The sequence below is a fragment of the Enterococcus sp. DIV0724b genome (assembly GCF_050531475.1).
GTDB classification, from domain to species: Bacteria; Bacillota; Bacilli; order Lactobacillales; family Enterococcaceae; genus Enterococcus_L; species Enterococcus_L haemoperoxidus.
In genome coordinates this window covers 1,232,930-1,249,819 of the sequence record NZ_CP172890.1, presented here as the reverse complement: position 1 = coordinate 1,249,819, position 16,890 = coordinate 1,232,930, and the positions used below count along the sequence as shown (strand labels likewise).

At 35.2% G+C, this 16,890-nt stretch carries 14 protein-coding genes; 5 read left to right on the top strand and 9 right to left on the bottom strand.

All coding sequences use genetic code 11. The features are described from left to right. Positions 1-210 precede the first annotated feature (210 nt). The 4 genes from IGJ02_RS05820 to IGJ02_RS05805 form a co-directional block, all read right to left on the bottom strand. Complete coding sequence (locus tag IGJ02_RS05820; protein WP_430603592.1) at positions 211-555, bottom strand: zinc ribbon domain-containing protein YjdM; 345 nt, start codon at positions 553-555, stop codon at positions 211-213. Positions 556-672: 117 nt separating this feature from the next. Further along, on the bottom strand, positions 673-1,515 hold the full coding sequence (locus IGJ02_RS05815) for a histidine phosphatase family protein (RefSeq protein WP_430603590.1): 843 nt from the start codon (positions 1,513-1,515) through the stop codon (positions 673-675). A gap of 202 nt (positions 1,516-1,717) precedes the next feature. Further along, positions 1,718-2,668 carry a DHH family phosphoesterase gene (locus IGJ02_RS05810; protein WP_430603589.1) on the bottom strand — a complete coding sequence of 317 codons (951 nt, stop codon included), beginning with the start codon at positions 2,666-2,668 and terminating at the stop codon, positions 1,718-1,720. 13 nt (positions 2,669-2,681) lie between these two features. Continuing rightward, a complete protein-coding gene (locus IGJ02_RS05805) occupies positions 2,682-4,004 on the bottom strand; it encodes a DRTGG domain-containing protein (RefSeq protein ID WP_010760885.1) in 1,323 nt (440 codons plus the stop codon). A gap of 543 nt (positions 4,005-4,547) precedes the next feature. Between IGJ02_RS05805 and IGJ02_RS05800 the strand changes: the two genes are divergently transcribed. Beyond that, positions 4,548-5,984 (top strand): MFS transporter, encoded by a 1,437-nt coding sequence (locus tag IGJ02_RS05800; RefSeq protein WP_430603587.1) that lies wholly within the window; start codon positions 4,548-4,550, stop codon positions 5,982-5,984. Positions 5,985-6,065: 81 nt separating this feature from the next. Here IGJ02_RS05800 and IGJ02_RS05795 read toward each other — a convergent pair whose 3' ends face one another. Beyond that, positions 6,066-6,449 carry a phage holin family protein gene (locus tag IGJ02_RS05795; RefSeq protein WP_430604069.1) on the bottom strand — a complete coding sequence of 128 codons (384 nt, stop codon included), beginning with the start codon at positions 6,447-6,449 and terminating at the stop codon, positions 6,066-6,068. A 172-nt stretch (positions 6,450-6,621) separates the two neighbouring features. After that, positions 6,622-7,041, bottom strand: coding sequence for an ArpU family phage packaging/lysis transcriptional regulator (locus tag IGJ02_RS05790; RefSeq protein ID WP_010760882.1), 420 nt, complete (start codon positions 7,039-7,041; stop codon positions 6,622-6,624). Between the two features lie 469 nt (positions 7,042-7,510). Between IGJ02_RS05790 and IGJ02_RS05785 the strand changes: the two genes are divergently transcribed. The 4 genes from IGJ02_RS05785 (at position 7,511) to IGJ02_RS05770 (ending at position 10,920) form a co-directional block, all read left to right on the top strand. Continuing rightward, a complete protein-coding gene (locus tag IGJ02_RS05785; RefSeq protein ID WP_430603585.1) occupies positions 7,511-7,888 on the top strand; it encodes a helix-turn-helix domain-containing protein in 378 nt (125 codons plus the stop codon). A 7-nt stretch (positions 7,889-7,895) separates the two neighbouring features. Continuing rightward, positions 7,896-8,573 (top strand): ImmA/IrrE family metallo-endopeptidase, encoded by a 678-nt coding sequence (locus tag IGJ02_RS05780; RefSeq protein ID WP_430603584.1) that lies wholly within the window; start codon positions 7,896-7,898, stop codon positions 8,571-8,573. Between the two features lie 546 nt (positions 8,574-9,119). Further along, positions 9,120-10,250: a hypothetical protein gene (locus tag IGJ02_RS05775; protein ID WP_430603582.1), complete on the top strand. Its 1,131-nt coding sequence runs from the start codon at positions 9,120-9,122 to the stop codon at positions 10,248-10,250. 469 nt (positions 10,251-10,719) lie between these two features. Continuing rightward, a complete protein-coding gene (locus IGJ02_RS05770) occupies positions 10,720-10,920 on the top strand; it encodes a cold-shock protein (RefSeq protein WP_010760878.1) in 201 nt (66 codons plus the stop codon). 99 nt (positions 10,921-11,019) lie between these two features. On the opposite strand, the gene icd is transcribed toward IGJ02_RS05770, so the two are convergent. From icd to acnA, 3 genes are all read right to left on the bottom strand, one after another. Next, positions 11,020-12,297: an NADP-dependent isocitrate dehydrogenase gene (gene icd / locus IGJ02_RS05765; RefSeq protein ID WP_430603580.1), complete on the bottom strand. Its 1,278-nt coding sequence runs from the start codon at positions 12,295-12,297 to the stop codon at positions 11,020-11,022. Continuing rightward, on the bottom strand, positions 12,294-13,439 hold the full coding sequence (locus IGJ02_RS05760; RefSeq protein WP_010760876.1) for a citrate synthase: 1,146 nt from the start codon (positions 13,437-13,439) through the stop codon (positions 12,294-12,296). Before IGJ02_RS05760 ends, icd begins: the two co-directional genes overlap by 4 nt. 194 nt (positions 13,440-13,633) lie before the next feature. Further along, a complete protein-coding gene (gene acnA, locus IGJ02_RS05755; RefSeq protein WP_430603578.1) occupies positions 13,634-16,345 on the bottom strand; it encodes an aconitate hydratase AcnA in 2,712 nt (903 codons plus the stop codon). Positions 16,346-16,890: the final 545 nt, after the last annotated feature.

Below are 16,890 nucleotides of genomic sequence, written 5' to 3'. Positions count from 1 at the left end.
ACATTTTAGCTTTATTTTACTAAAATCTAATTCAAAAGTACATACCAATTGTATTTAATAACTAACTAAATATAAAATAATACTTAACATACTGTATTACTCTGAAAAGATATAACAATTTTTTTTATTAATATGCAAAAAAACCGAGTATTAGATTTTACATCTAACTACTCGGTAAAAATCAATAACATAAAACAACTCTTTTATCCTTTAATTCTTCTTCACAAACTCAGATTTCAATTTCATCGGACCAAAGCCCTCAACTTTACAATCAATATTATGACCATCTGCGGCATCAACCACTAAACGAATGCCTTTAACTTTCGTTCCTTGTTTGATTGCACCACTTGCCCCTTTGACTTTTAGATCTTTGATAACTGTCACATTATCACCATCAGCTAACTCATTGCCATTTGAATCTTTGATAACAGCCGCTGTGTCTTCTGCTGCATCTGTTGGTGACCATTCATGTGCACATTCAGGACAAATTATCATGCCACGATCCTCGTAAGTGTATGTTGAGCCACATTCAGGGCAACTTGGTAAATTTTCCATTTAACTTAAACTCTCCTTCATTGTATCGTTCTCTTTTAAAGTGTTATACTTCATTCTATCGCACTTCTAAATGAAATAAAAGAACTATTATCTTTACAAATAGTAAATAAAATCGGTTTATTTACTTTCTTTCCCTTTTTCTACATAAGAAAGATCATTTACACTATCGATCGTATACTTACCGTCTTTATATGTTACTTTTGATACACTGGCATTTTTCAATCCACCATCTGGCAAGTCCGCATTTGCATCTAATTCACCTAACAAAGTAATAATACTCATTCCATGAGATACGACTAATACATTGTTTGCACCTTCTTTTTCAGCATCTTTCACAATATCATCTAATCCAGCTGTTAAACGGGCAACAATTGTTTTGCTGTCTTCTGCAGGCCAATTTACGCCTTCTTCAACATTTTTCTTATCTAGCTCAGATAATACATCAGCAAACTCGATGATTCCTTTATAAAAACCGACTTCTTTCATCCATTCATTGTATTCTTCATACGTTTTGCCTTGTTCTTTTGCTACTGCTGTCAGCATTTCTTCATTCATCAAGCCTTCATACGTACCAAAATTATATTCTCTTAAACGTTTATCTTTCGTCATTTCTTTTGTTAATTTTTCTTGCCCATTATTTTTTAAGACTAATTCAGCAGTTTCGATTGCTCGTCCACTGTCACTTGTCACTACTTTATCAAATGTAACATCAGATAGTCCTTTACCTAATTGTTCCGCTACTTCAACGCCTGCTGGAGTTAATGGTGCATCGATCCAACCTTGAGAACGATCGACAGTGTTCAACATCGTTTTACCATGACGAGCCAGATAAATCACGACTTCTGAATTATCTTTTGCTTTCGTGTCAGCTTTTTTTTCTTCTTTGGCATCTCCATTCCCACACCCAACTAAAACCATTGATAATAACGCCATACCAACAAACATTTTTTTTAATTTCATAACATTTTCTCCTCCGTGCTATTCCTTATTTTTTGTTAAACAGTCGCTAGATATTTTTGTTTTTAAAAAAGGAAAAAACCTAATTACACCAAATAAAATTATTTGGTACAATCAGGTTTAGCTTGTCTTAAACAATCACTATCCGCTATTTAACTAGTTTTAGTATAACGGATGTCCTTGCGAATGTAAATGCTTTCAGTTGTTATTTTTTATATTCTTTGCATAACTGCTGAATCTCACTATAAATTTCATTGATTTCTTTTTGATTCTTAGCATTAGCTCCACTAGCTAACGGATGACCACCACCATGATGTTTTTTTGCCAGCTCGTTGATCACTGGTCCTTTTGAGCGCAACCGTACGCGATAATACCCTTCCGGCTGTTCCACAAAAATTCCCCATGCTAAAACTTCATCGATCACACCAGGTAAAGAAACGATTGCAGCCGTCTCTGAATCAACGATCCCGTATTCATTAAGTAACGATTGAGGTAACATAATCTTAGCCGCCCCATGAGCATCTACTTCAATATTTTGATAAACATAGCCAGCTAATTTAGCAACACTCATGGGAATTTGTTCTAATTCACGATTTAGTTCTGCAGCGTTAAAATCATACGTCATTAACTCCGCTGCTACTTCTAGCGTATGAGACGTTGTTGATGGATATAAAAATCGACCTGTATCACCAATGATTCCAGCATAAAGTAAACGAGCGGCATTGTTACTCATGATCAGTTCATCTTGATTAAGATGATAGAAATCAGCAATAATTTCACTACAACTGCTCGCTTTTGGATTGACCCAGACTATGTCGCCATATGGATCATCATTAGGATGATGATCGATTTTGATCAACTCAGCTCCTAAATTGTAATCATCCCCGCTTATTCTAGGAGAATTAGCTGTGTCAGTGACAATCACTAAAGCATTTTGATACGTCTCATCAGACACTTCATCCATCTCTGCTAAAAATTCCAAGCCTTCGACAGAACCGCCTGCCTGAAAAATTTTCTTTTCTGGAAAACTCGCTCTCAAAATTTCTGCTAACCCAACTTGTGAACCGATTGCATCTGGATCTGGTCGCTGATGACGATGAATAATGATTGTTTGATATGCTTTAATTTTTGTTAAAATATCTTTTGCAACATCCATGTTTTTCTTCCTCCTAGGTCCGCTCCATTACTTGACAAACAACGATTGCTTTTGCCACAAGCGCATTCTCTAAATAAACTTCAATATCCAATTTAGCAGAACGTCGCCCGATTTCTAAGATTCTTGGTCGGATATCTAGTTCGCTTTCCAATTGAATCAAACGCAGATAGTGCAAACTCATTTGTTCGATCAGCACATTTCTTCTTTGATTTGTAATCATTGTACGTTGTGTTACATTTGCAATAATCTCGCTTAATACACCAAAAGAGATTGTTCCTACACTGTTGACCATTTGTGGTGCAACCGAAAACTTGAATTGAGGTTCATTCGCCTTACTACTCCCTTCAACAGGCATTACTTCACCAGAAATTTGGTCTGAAATCGTATCAGCAATTTGCGGTTGCCGTTGAACCAACTGCATCGCTTTCATCACATCTTGTCTAGAAACAAAACCAACTAAAGACAAATCATCTTCAACAACTGGCATTACTTCCAAACCATCCCAAATCATTTGGTGACTAACACTGGCCACACTCATCATTTTTTTCACAACAATCGGATCTTTTGTCATGACTTTGTCCATCGTTAACGTTTCCGTTTTACCTAAGACATCTTTCGCTGTGACGATCCCCACTAGACGCAAGCTTTTATTTACTACAGGAAAACGTGAATGATGGGTTTTCTCAGAAAGTTTTTGGTAGTCCGCAATTGTATTTGTTGAAAATAGATAATTTGTTTTTTCTAAAGTCGTGTAAATATCACTGACCAACATAATATCTTTTTTAATCAATTGATCGCTCAATGCTCGATTGATCATCGTTGCAACTGTAAACGTATCATACGTTGTTCTTAATACAGGCATATCTAATTCATCTGCTAACTCAGCGATTTCGACTTCCGTATCAAATCCACCAGTGATCAAAACAGCTGCTCCATTTTCTAAGGCCAATTTCTGAACACCTTGCCGATTCCCTACAATCATCAGCGAACCTGGTGTGATATATCTTGTCATTGCGTTTTCAGTCATCGCACCAATCACAAATTTGTTTAAGACCTTATCTAACCCAGCTGCCCCTCCTAAAACATCGCCTTCGATGATCCGAACTACTTCGCCAAATGTTAGTTTTTCAATATGTTTTTTTAATTTTCGTTCGATCCGAATCGTTCCGACCCGCTGAATCGTTGAAACTAGACCAATATTTTCAGCGTCTTTAATCGCCCGATAAGCTGTCCCTTCACTGACACCCAGATTTTTGGCGATACTTCTAACAGAAATACGATCACCAATCGGCAATCCTTCAATATATTTTAATATTTGATCATGTTTCGTAGCCATAATATCCTCCTTATTTAAAAAGCGTATTGGGTTCATTAAGCTCTGACAGAAAAATAGGTAAAAATGATTGAGGTGTTTTTGCCTTATTTATTTTTTATTTTTCTTACAAAGAGCTATCCCGCGAAGCTGGAATTAGAAATCTATAATATTATTCTATTTTCAGTCAGCATTAATTATTCCTAGTTACTTATAAAAATCAGACCAATTTTTAGTACTCGATCTGTCTCAATTCACTATCATCCGCTATTAGAACAGATATAACTTCTATAAAGATTGACCTTACTTAAAAAGTATAACAAAAAAAATCATATTTTAGTACAGTTATTCATTTTTTATTGTAACAGAAGTTAAAAATAAACGAACAGAATATCATTTCCCATTATGAAAGCTTCCACAAAGTTCTGGAAATTGACTAAACAATTGATCCTTGCAACCAAAAATAAATTCTTTCCCACTAATTTTATTATTATTTTACTGACATTTTTTTTAAAAATGGAGTATCATAGAAAACGAATTGTTTACATATTTTAAGGAGATGGATAGATGGAATCTGTTAATAGTTTTCAAGAAAATACAGAAGTACAAAAAAATCGCTGGTGGATTTTGGTTTCGGTAGCTATGTTTACTTTCATGTCCACATTAGATGCCAGCATCGTTAATATAGCGTTGCCCACAATTTCTAAAGATATGAATGTCCCGATGAACCAATCAGAATGGATCGTTTCGATTTATTTAATGATTGTCTGCGCTTGTTTATTGCTTTTTGGTAAAATAGGGGATAGTTTTGGTAAAATCAAAGTTTATCGAATCGGTACTGTGATCTTTACAATAGGTTCATTGTTATGTGGTTTTAATCAGTCTTTAGCATTTCTTTTATTTGCACGGGTCGTACAAGGTATTGGCTCAAGCATGACAATGGCAACAAACTCTGGAATCATCACTGAAGTGTTTCCGTTTAAAGAGCGAGGTCGAGCATTGGGGTCCATCGGAGCTTTTGTTTCTTTAGGCTCAATTGCGGGACCAGGAATTGGCGGATTGATTCTTTCTCAATTCTCATGGCCTTATATTTTTTGGATCAACGTTCCAGTTGGAATCATCACGATTTTGATTGGTGAGAAATTCTTACCAAAAGATATTATTAAAAGTGGTAAAAAAGTGGATTTGCTCGGCTTTGGTTTATTCGCCTTATTCATTATGACATTCTTTGGCGGTATCTTTATTGGGCAAGAAGTCGGGTTTGATGCTGTCTTATCGTTAGTATTGTTTGCATTAGCATTGCTTTCTTTCATTATTTTTATTAGAGTAGAAAAACGTGTGAGTCAACCATTGATTACTTTTTCGATTTTTAAAAACAAGGTCTTTACGATGAGCTTGATCACAGCAGTCTTAATTTTTTCATCTAACTTTTTTGTGAATGTTGTGATTCCGTTTTATTTGCAGAATGCCCGTGGTTTACCAGCAAGTAAAGCTGGACTTTTAATGATGGTCTTTCCTTTATTGATGGTAGTAGGTTCTCCAATAAGTGGATTTTTAACAGATAAAATCGGTACAAAACTTTTAACCTTATCTGGATTGATTTTGCTTTCGGTCACGTCTTTGATGTATATGTTTTTGAATCAAGGCACTCCTCTTTGGTATTATATTTTAGCGACTGGTATCATGGGATTGGGTAATGCGCTTTTTCAATCCCCCAATAATACAACTGTTATGAGTAGTGTCGCTAAAGAAGATTTAGGTGTAGCTGGAAGTATGAACTCCTTTGCTCGTAATGTAGGGATGGTTCTGGGAATTGCATTAGCTACAACGATTTTATATAACGCAATGAGTGCTGTTTACGGTCAGCGTGTGACGACATTTATAACTGAACGACCTGATATTTTTATTTTTGGGATGAGAATAACTTTCTTAGGCTCGTTTATTTTATGTTTAACAGCTTTAGGTTTAACTCTATTTCGTTCATTCCAATCTAGAGGAAAATAAATACACTAAAAAAATGAAACTGCGGCAGAAAAACCTGCGCTCAGTTTCATTTTTTTAATTAGGCAACATGAATAGCTAGCATTATTCATCTTCTTTTCCATTTTTGATATTCTTGATAAAATTTTCAAATAATTCAGTTCCAATCCCCATCTTTTTATAATTTTCAAGAATTGATTTCAATTCCATTAGTAGATAGCCGACATACAACACATAAATCAGTCCTACCCCTGCTCCACCTGGAATCAATGGTGCTAAGGGAATAAAAAACATTAGCAGCACCATACTTGCTACTTTTCGCAATATCCCATTAATACCTACTTTACTTAAAAAATTAATGTTAGGATTGATTTTTGCGGCTAAGCTGCCACTTAAAAAATCAATGATCATCGCAACGCAAATCAATGTTAAAACGTAAATTGCTTTATGATCTGCATCTACTAAAAAACGATCTAAATACTCAAACATTTTCATAACTACCACCTTTTTTATTTTTTCATTATTTACTTTTCAACTTTGTCCGTCAGTTCAAACTAAATGTCTTTTCTTCTCTTATGTTGAACACTTTTTAACTAACGGCATAACTGTAGTTTACTAGAATTATGGTTGTTTAAACTTGCGAATTCCTCCCATAATTGTGTCACTTTTCTATCAATAGTTTCCCACTCTCATAAGACTCTGCAAATCGAATCATCGCTTTTTCCAGTTCTCTATAAAATTTACTCTCACTCACGTGATATTTCATATAAATTGCGATGTTTGTTGTAAAATTCCGATCCATGTACTTATCGTATAATAGCTGTCTATCATATGTATCCAGCTGATTCATAGCTTCTGTGATTTTTGCTAATTCAACTTCAGCCAAATATTTCCGATCTACTATCTTCTCTGTTTTACGAGAAAATTCGCTATCGTTATTTTTCATTTCAAATATATAAGCAGTCGTTACCTTTGGTGAATGTTTTTCTCCAGCAATTCGTACTAAAGAACGGTATGAGTTTAATACATCATGAACTTTTTTCTTTGTTTTCTTTCGATCGATTTCGGGAAATAATAGCATCTTTTACCCTCTCCTCTACTTATTAGTATAATCCGCATATTTTTCTATATAAATAACTTGACTCTGATAAAATCTTTATAAACGGTAGGATCAAAAGCATTCCCTTCGAAAATAAATACTTCTGTTACAGCCTCGTTTTAGGACTTTATTTTTTTTGCGCACTTACGTATTACTCATCATTTTTGACTCCTTTCTTTTAATTGTTCCTATATTAGTTAATTCACTAATATGGAATAAAATTGTTGACTAAAATTAGCATTTACGCTATCATTTGAGTATAGTTAAATAAGCTTCATTCTAATTCCGCTGCTTTCCTATTTTAGAAATTGACTGCTAGAATGGCTTTGCCTAACTATTTACTGATAAATTAGCTTATAAGAACATTTTAATAGCTTAAAAGCTAATTGTCAACTAAAAATAGCTTAAAAGCTAATGTTTTTTTCATTAAGCTTATGAAAGGTTGAAAAACATGAGTTTAACGTACAGAATTAAAGAACTTGCAGAGAAGAACAAAGTTACTTTTGCCGAAATAGAACGAAGCACAGGTATTTCAAATGGACAAATTCGTCGCTGGGATACATCTTCTCCTAAGATAGAAAATATCCAAAAAGTAGCTGATTATTTTGATGTTTCTACTGACTATTTATTAGGAAGATCAGAAATACCTTCTATTAATGAAACAGATCAAGAAGAAAATCTTTCTTCTCAAATCATGTTTCGAATGAACACAGAAGGCTTATCTGAAAATGAAGTAGATGAACTGAAAGATGAAGTGGATCGTTTTCTTCGCTTCAGGAGAGCTGAAATTGAACGTGAACGAGAATTAAAACAAGACGACAAGGCGTGATTATTGGATGACAGAGCAAATTGATGAATATCTTAGTTTTTCAGACAGAATAAACGATTATATCTCGGCGTTGATGGTCGCAAATAATATCGGTTATGAAAATTACGACTGTTCTTATCTTTGGGATTTCGTAAAATCTAAGGGAGTTTCAATGCGCAGTTTTCCATTTGATGGTGTCGCAAGAGATCGTATTTCAGGTATGATCGTTAAAGACTCTTTAGAGACAACGATTGGCTATAATCAAAATATGAGTGAAAAAAGAAAGAACTTTACAATCAGTCATGAAATCACTCATTATTTATTTCATATGACTGAAAGTGACACAATTTTTACTGATACAGACCGCAGTCTACACTATTCATATAATGAAGTACTTCAGGAATTTCAAGCAAATATTGGGGCTTCTGCGATTCTTGTGCCTGATGTTGTTTTCTTTCGTTTTTTAAAAGAGGGATGGAATTTATCGCAACTATCAAATCATTTTGGCATATCGGAAAGTGCTCTTTATGTTCGTTTGATTCATACGATGCAGGCTAATTTTGGTGTTTCTTATATTGCTGCTAAAACAAATGCGGATGCTATTCGGTATAAATTTAGTGGTAAGGGCCAACATGCGGCCGTTGAGTTGGGTACAAATTTAGAATCACGGTTATTTAGAACGAATCGGTTTATTGAAGCATTGTGATAACAATAAAAGAGCATGAAACTCATCATCGAAAATAATTGATGTGTGTTTCATGCTTTTTTAGCGTAATTATCTGTGTTTTTAAATAAAAAACCACCACGACCGTCGTCTGTGGTGGAAATGAAGGTTGTTATTTACTCTTGGTAGGAGTAAGTATGAAAAACCAATTCGGGATAATTGGCATGAAGACATATTAGCATCTCTATTTAAAATAAAAATGAATCCCTATTTTGTATTTCATAAAAAAACTATGAGGAATTACTCATAGAATAACTTTTTACGTTTTTCTTTCGTTTACATTCTTCCAAACCATATTAGTTCCAACATTTTTATGCCTGTGCTACACTTTTATTAGTACAAAAGAAATGTTACCGATGTATTATTTAGCTTTATGGGTCAGACTCATTCAGCTTTTAATTATATCTAGCTGCACAAATCACTCCTCAGGAAATATGTACACTGTTAATAAAACAAAAAACGGTTCTATACTAATTTTCTAAAGGATTAACTGATTTGTTCCGCTTTAAAATTTAGGAGGAATGTATTATGTTAGATCAAGAAAAAGACAATTTGACTGTTCTATTCTCTGACGAAGTTCAAGGTCCCTTTGTAACATTTATTCTAAATACCCATGTCGCTCACCAAGATGTCGAAAAAGATTCTTTAGCATTTAAAAATTTTGCTAAAGCTGCTAAAGTCCGCTTCGAGAAAAAATATACCGATTTAACTTGGGCACCCTTCCAAGAAAAAATCGATGCTTTACTAGCTGATTCATCCTTTTGGCGTAATGCAACCAAAAGTGTATCGATCATTATTAGTGAGAAAGACATCTTTATCCATCGTTTAAATGTCTCCGTTGACAATCAATATTATGTTGACGATCGACCTTATCTCCTAGGCATCATCAAAAATAATCAATTTAATTATCGCTATTATTTAATGGCATTGAATCGTGACTCTATGCATCTTTATTTAGTAGAAAATGATCGAGTAAAAGCAGTCGAGCTACCTGCCGACGCCCCAACTGATCTTGTTGGCGCTCTAGGTGATGAGCTAACTGGCGGTAGTATGAACTATTCTATCCAAGGTGGAACTGGCTACAATGGCTCTTCAAAAGAAGGTGTTGCCTATCACGGTGTCAATACCAAAGATGAAGAAGTAAAAATCGACTGGACTAACTACTATCAAGCAATCGATAATTACTTAAAAGACACATTTGTAAACTCTGACAACTTACCAATTCGCTTGTACGCTTTACCAGAAAACCAAACATTATTTAAAAAAATTGCGAAAAATCCCTATTTAGTAGCGGATGCTTCTGTTCCACTTTCTCCTGCACAAGTTTCTTTTAAGGATATTGAAAAAGGAGCCCATAAAATCAACCAAGAATTAGAAACAATCGAAACAACGGCTTATAATCAATTGCTAGACAAAAAATTTGTCGATCAACTTGTTGATATCGTTCCTGCATCTAATGAAGGAAAAGTCTCTCATTTCTTTATTTCTACAGCTAATTTTGTTAATGAAACAACTGACATGTCGACAGAAGAATTTGATCGACGTAAAGTTTTAAATAAAGTAACAGATAATGTGCTTAGAACTGGTGGGAAAGTTTTTGTTTTAGATCAAAAAGCTGCACCTGATGAAAAAACATTATTAGCTGTGCTACGTTATTAAACGCTGAAATGGACAAGAGCCACTCAACAGAAATGTTGAGTGGCTCTTTAATTAAGTTGATTAAATATTTTTTTAGCTATAAAACCATGTAAAAACTATCTATTAGTAAGGATAACCTTATTCTCATCTAAACAATCTGAACCCTTCCTACTTTCAAATCTATGCAGCTCCAAGGCTGCGCCTTCGGAATAGATTTCTACGATATAACTCTATCATTACTTTCATATTTAACGCTCAATACTCCTATACTATAACAGAAATAAGTTTTTTTTGACAATTAATCTTCATTTCTTAACAAATTTTTATTTTTCAAAGAGATATCACTAGCCAAATGGTCCTAAATATGCTATATTAAGAGTGTAGTTTTTGTTCGGTAATATATGTGTAGCTGTTTCAAATAAACATCTTCCACATTTTCACCTTTCAAGTAATTGCAAAATATGTGTATATCACAAGGAGGATTTTTATTATGGAAACAGGTACAGTAAAATGGTTTAACTCAGACAAAGGTTTTGGATTTATCACTGCAGAAAACGGTAACGATGTATTCGTACATTTCTCAGCTATCCAAGGCGACGGATTCAAAACTTTAGAAGAAGGTCAAGCAGTGACTTTCGACGTTGAAGAAGGCCAACGTGGTCCTCAAGCTACTAACGTTAACAAAGCATAATTAACTTAACATTAGTAAATCCAAACCCTGACGATTAGTCGTCAGGGTTTTTTATAACAAAAAATCGAGTTCAGAATAAACTTATTCTGAACTCGATTTTTATTTACTTCCAATAAGCTTAACTAACTCTTCTCCAAATCCCGAACAACTCAATAAAGTGGCGCCTTCCATTTGATCTGCGAAATCTTTTGTCACAGTTTTATTTCCTAAAGCTTCTTCAATGCTTTGCGTAATCAATTGGCTAACTTCATCCCAACCTAAATAATCAAACATTAATACACCAGACAATAGTAATGATGATGGGTTCAATTGATTCAAGCCAGCAAATTCAGGTGCCGTTCCATGAGTTGCCTCGAAAATCCCATGCCCTGTTTCCAAGTTTAAGTTTGCGCCTGGGGCAATTCCAATGCCACCAACTTGGGCAGCTAAGGCATCAGATATATAATCCCCATTTAAATTCAAGGTGGCAATCACATCATAATTTTCTGGATGCAGTAAAATTTCTTGTAAAAAAATGTCTGCAATCCGATCTTTTATAATCAATTTACCCGCTGTTTTGGCTTCCGCTAACCGTTGATCAGCAACCGCTCTTCCGGACTTTTCTTTAATTTCTAAATATGTTTTCCAAGTGAATACTTTGTCTCCGAATTCACTTTCAGCCAAAGCATAGCCCCAGTTTTTGAAACCACCTTCTGTAAATTTCATGATATTTCCTTTATGAACTAACGTAACTGATTTTCGCTTATTTTTTAATGCGTTTTCAATTGCCCCTCGAACTAAACGCTCTGTCCCTTCTTTAGAAACAGGCTTGATCCCGATCGCCGATGATTCCGGGAAACGAATCTTATTGACACCAAACTCTGTTTTTAAATACGTAATCAGTTTTTCTGCTTCAGGACTTTTCGCTGGAAATTCGATTCCTGCATAAATATCTTCTGTATTTTCTCTAAAAATCATCATATCTGTTTTTTCCGGATGCTTTAATGGTGAAGGAACGCCTGGAAAATAACGAACGGGTCGATAACAAACATATAAATCTAATTCTTGCCGCAATGCCACATTCAATGAACGAAAGCCTCCGCCAATTGGGGTGGTCAACGGACCTTTTATCGCTACAAGATGGGTTTTGATCAACTCCAATGTTTTATCTGGTAACCAGCTTCCTGTTTCATTAAACGCTTTCTCTCCAGCTAAAACTTCTTGCCAAATCACTTTTCGTGTTCCTTTATAAGCTTTGTTTACAGCTGCATCAAATACATTCTTAGCTGTCTGCCAAATTTCTGGTCCTATACCGTCACCTTCAATATAAGGAATAATTGGGTAGTCAGGAACAACTAATTTTCCATTATCCAACACAACTTTCTTCCCATCTTTCATGCTTCCATGCCTCCCGAATGTAATGTAGTGTTCAAGTTACTATATTTTAATTGCTTAGGACCAATATAATGTGAGCGAGGTCGAATTAGACAATCTTCTTTCTTTTGTTCGTCAATATGACCTAACCAACCAGAAACCCGACTCATTGCAAAGATCAACGTAAATAAATCACTGTCAATATCCAAACAATGGTACACCGTAGCAGAATAAAAGTCGACGTTTGGGATCAATCCTTTTGTCTCTTTTAAATATCGCTCAACTTGGCAAGATAAAAAATACCATTGTTCTTTTTGAGTGATTGCCGTTAGCTCTTTTGCTAATTTTTTTAGATGTTTTTTTCTCGGATCTTCAGTCTTATATACACGATGACCAAAGCCCATGACTTTTTCTTTACGATCTAATTTTTGATTTAAATAGTCTGCTACATTTAGATGTTCAGAATCTATTTCTTTTAACATATCAAAGACTTTTTCGTTAGCACCGCCATGAAGCGGCCCTTTTAAAGAACCAATTGCAGCAGTAATACATGAATACACGTCTGACAATGTAGAAGCGCAGACTCGAGCCGTAAAAGTGCTTGCATTTAAATCATGATCTGCATGTAAAACTAACGCTTGATTCATTGCCGCTACTTGCACTTGATCCGCTTCAACTCCAGTCAACATATAGAGAAAATTTGCCGCTATTGATAAATCATTTCGCGGAGGAATTGGATCCAGTCCTTTTCTCAAACGTGCATATGCTGCAATGATCGTCGGCATTTTTGCTTGCAAAGAAATACTCTGCTGATAGGCTGATCGTTCATCTGTCGCTTCTGCATTTGGATCAAAAACACCTAATAATGAAATCGTTGACCGCAACACACTCATCGGATGAAGATTTTGGCGTGTTTGTATTTTTAAACATGTAATGATCGTATCAGATATCGGCATTTGTGCAGATAATTCTTGTTTGAATTTTATTAACTGTTGTTTCGTCGGTATCTTTAAATACCATAATAGATAAATCACTTCTTCAAATTGAACATTTTCAGCAACTAAATCATCAATATTAAAGCCTGCAAAAAGCAGTTGATTTTCTACGATCGAACTGATTTTTGTTTCAGAAACGACTACGCCTTCTAAACCTTTGTGAATCTCCATCCAAGTTCCTCCTTAATTTAAAAGCGTAGCGGGCTCATTTAGCCTTGACTGAAAAGTAGGAAATTAGATTTTTGAGACTTTTCATTACAAGCCTATTTTATCTTTTTTTTCAGAAAGGTTAGCCCGCAAAGCTAGAGAGAAGTAAGATAACAACCTTCATGTCGTTTTATCTTCTATTTTTTTCTTAACTCAAATTAACGTTGAAGTTTCTTACGAATCACCATTGGCAAAATGCCTCCATGCTGATAATACGTAATATCAACAGCCGAATCAAAACGAAGGATCGTTTCAAATTGAATTGTTTCTCCGTTCGATTTCGTTGCGGTAACAACCACAGTATCCAAAATTCCTTTTGTTTCGTCGATAGCAATATCAAATAACTCAGTTCCTGTTAGTCCTAAGCTATCTGCATCATCCCCTGATTTAAATTGCAATGGTAAAACACCCATCATCACTAAATTAGAGCGATGGATCCGTTCGTAACTTTTAGCGATCACAGCCTCGACGCCTAAAAGCTGTACACCTTTAGCTGCCCAGTCTCTAGATGAGCCCATCCCATAATCATCGCCCGCTAAAATGATAAGTTTGGTTCCCTGTTTTTGGTAGTTCATCGCAGCATCATAAATCGTCATCTTTTCTTGTGTTGGCGTAAAAATGGTATATCCGCCTTCTACATCTGGAACTAGTTGATTGCGAATCCGAATATTAGCTAGTGTTCCTCTCATCATAACCTCATGGTGACCACGTCTGGCACCATAAGAGTTAAATTCACGAACTGGCACACCTCGCTCTATCAGATAGTGACCTGCTGGACTATTTTTTTGAATGCTTCCTGCTGGTGAAATATGATCGGTTGTAACTGAATCGCCAAATTTTGCCAACACCGCTAATTGTTTTAACGGCTTTCGAGGTTCTCTTTCTTTTGTCATACCAGTGAAGTATGGTGGATTTGCAATATATGTTGACTCCTCTTCCCAACCATATAATGGTTCATCATCTGTTTGAATGCTATTCCATTCTGCATTATCACTAAAAACTCGTGCATATTCTTGTTGGTAAAGTTCTGGTGTAACACATTCATCAATCAATGCTTGAATTTCATCTCTAGAAGGCCATAAATCATTAAAGTAAATGGGAATACCATTTTCACCGATTCCAATTGGCTCATTGAGTACATCAATATCGACCGTTCCAGCTAATGCATATAAAACAACAAGTGGCGGTGAAGCTAAATAATTGGCTTTAACTAAAGGATGAATACGCCCTTCAAAGTTACGGTTTCCACTTAAAACACCTGCGGTTAAGAGATCATTTTCTTTGATAGCTGCTTCGACTTCAGGTTTTAGTGCACCTGAATTACCAATACACGTTGTACAGCCATAGCCAACTAAATGAAAACCTAATTGCTCTAAATAAGGCAATAAGCCCGCTTTTTCTAAATACGCTGTCACAACTTTTGAGCCTGGTGCTAGTGAGGTTTTTACATAGTTTGGTACATTCAACCCAAGTAATGCAGCCTTTTTAGCTACTAATCCTGCACTTAACATAACAAACGGATTCGAGGTATTGGTACATGAAGTAATCGCCGCAATCGTAACTGCTCCGGGCTTTAATTGCTGCTGAACACCTTCTAAATCGAATGTCACGCTCTCTTGCTGTTTTTCGGAAAGTCCAAATCCTTGTAAGCCAACTGGTGCTTGCACAGCTTGTTCAAAAGCTATTTTCATTTTTGATAAAGGAATCAAATCCTGTGGTCTTTTGGGTCCTGCTAAGTTTGCTTCGATCATACTTAGATCGATTTCGATCACTTTTGTATAATTAGGTTCTTGATCGTTTATCGGATCATAAAACAATTGGTTTTCTTTCAAATAGTACTCTGTTACCGCTACTGCTTCATCTTCCCTTCCCGTTAGTCGTAAATAACGAATCGTTTCATCATCTACAGGGAAAAATCCGCATGTAGCACCATATTCTGGTGCCATATTTGCTACAGTCGCTCGATCAGCTAAACTTAGATTAACTAAACCTGCACCAAAAAATTCAACGAATTTTCCAACAACTTTTTGTTGTCTTAAAACCTGCGTAACTTTTAGTGCTAAATCTGTTGCTGTTGCACCTTGCGATAACTCATTGATAAAACGGACACCGACCACTTCTGGAATAGGAAAATAAGATGGCTCGCCAAGCATACTAGCTTCAGCCTCGATTCCACCAACACCCCAGCCTAAAACGCCTAATGCGTTGACCATTGTTGTATGAGAATCGGTCCCAACTAGAGTATCCGGATATACTAATATGGTATCGTCTTTTAATTTTTTTTGCGTTACAACGGATGCTAAATATTCAATATTGACTTGATGAACGATTCCTGTTGCAGGAGGGACGACACGATAATTATCAAAAACTTTTTGTGCCCAACTTAAAAAACGGTAACGTTCTTGATTTCGCTGAAACTCCATTTTCATATTTAACTGTAGCGCTTGTTTCACTCCAGCAACATCGACTTGTACAGAGTGATCAACAACTAAGTCTACGGGTACCTCTGGATTGATTTTAGTAGGATCTCCTCCAAAATCGGCCATTGTTTTTCGTAAAGAGGCTAAATCAACGATTGCTGGAACACCAGTAAAATCTTGAAGGATCACTCGAGCAGGTTTGAATGGAACTTCCCCTACATTTGGCTGATTTGGAGACCATTTAGCTAATTGATCAATATGCTCTTTTGTGATTCCGTTATGATTTATCTGCCTCAACAACGATTCTAATAGCACACGAATACTATATGGCAATTTATTTATGTAGTGCTGCTCAGAACTTTCCAATGATGAAAGTGCATAATAATAATATTTTTGATGATTCATTTCAAAATACGTTTTTGCTGTTTGTGTTTTGGTTGTCAAAATCATCCCTCCTTGATTTAATCATTTTTGATACCGTCAATGCTATATTGCCGCAATTATACCTACATAATTAGGAAATGTAAATATATCGAATTGGAAATCAAGTTACATTAACTAACACGTTTGAGTTATATATATGTAAGGTTATAAACGTCTATATAAAGGGATTTTTTCTGATAAAAAAATTTATCCCCGATTAAAATTAGTTGTTACACATATTTTATACATTTTATTTTAATCTTAATGTAATTGTTTTATTTTTAAAATACAGATAACATTTAACCGGAAATTACTTACTGATTTAAGGGCGTTTTTTTAGTTATTTACCGTTTTCATGTTAGTTGAATTTTTATTTTTCTACGAATAGCTAGTATGCTCTTTGGTATAAAAATATTCGGAAAGAAATTCATCCTGCTGCCCAAAATCTATATGTGATTATAGGCTTTATCAAACTTTAACAGCTCTACTGTTGCTAGATTATAATTTGTACCGCTAGATTCATATCTATCTGCTCATCAATTGCGGTTTTTATTATATAAGTTAAAATTCTT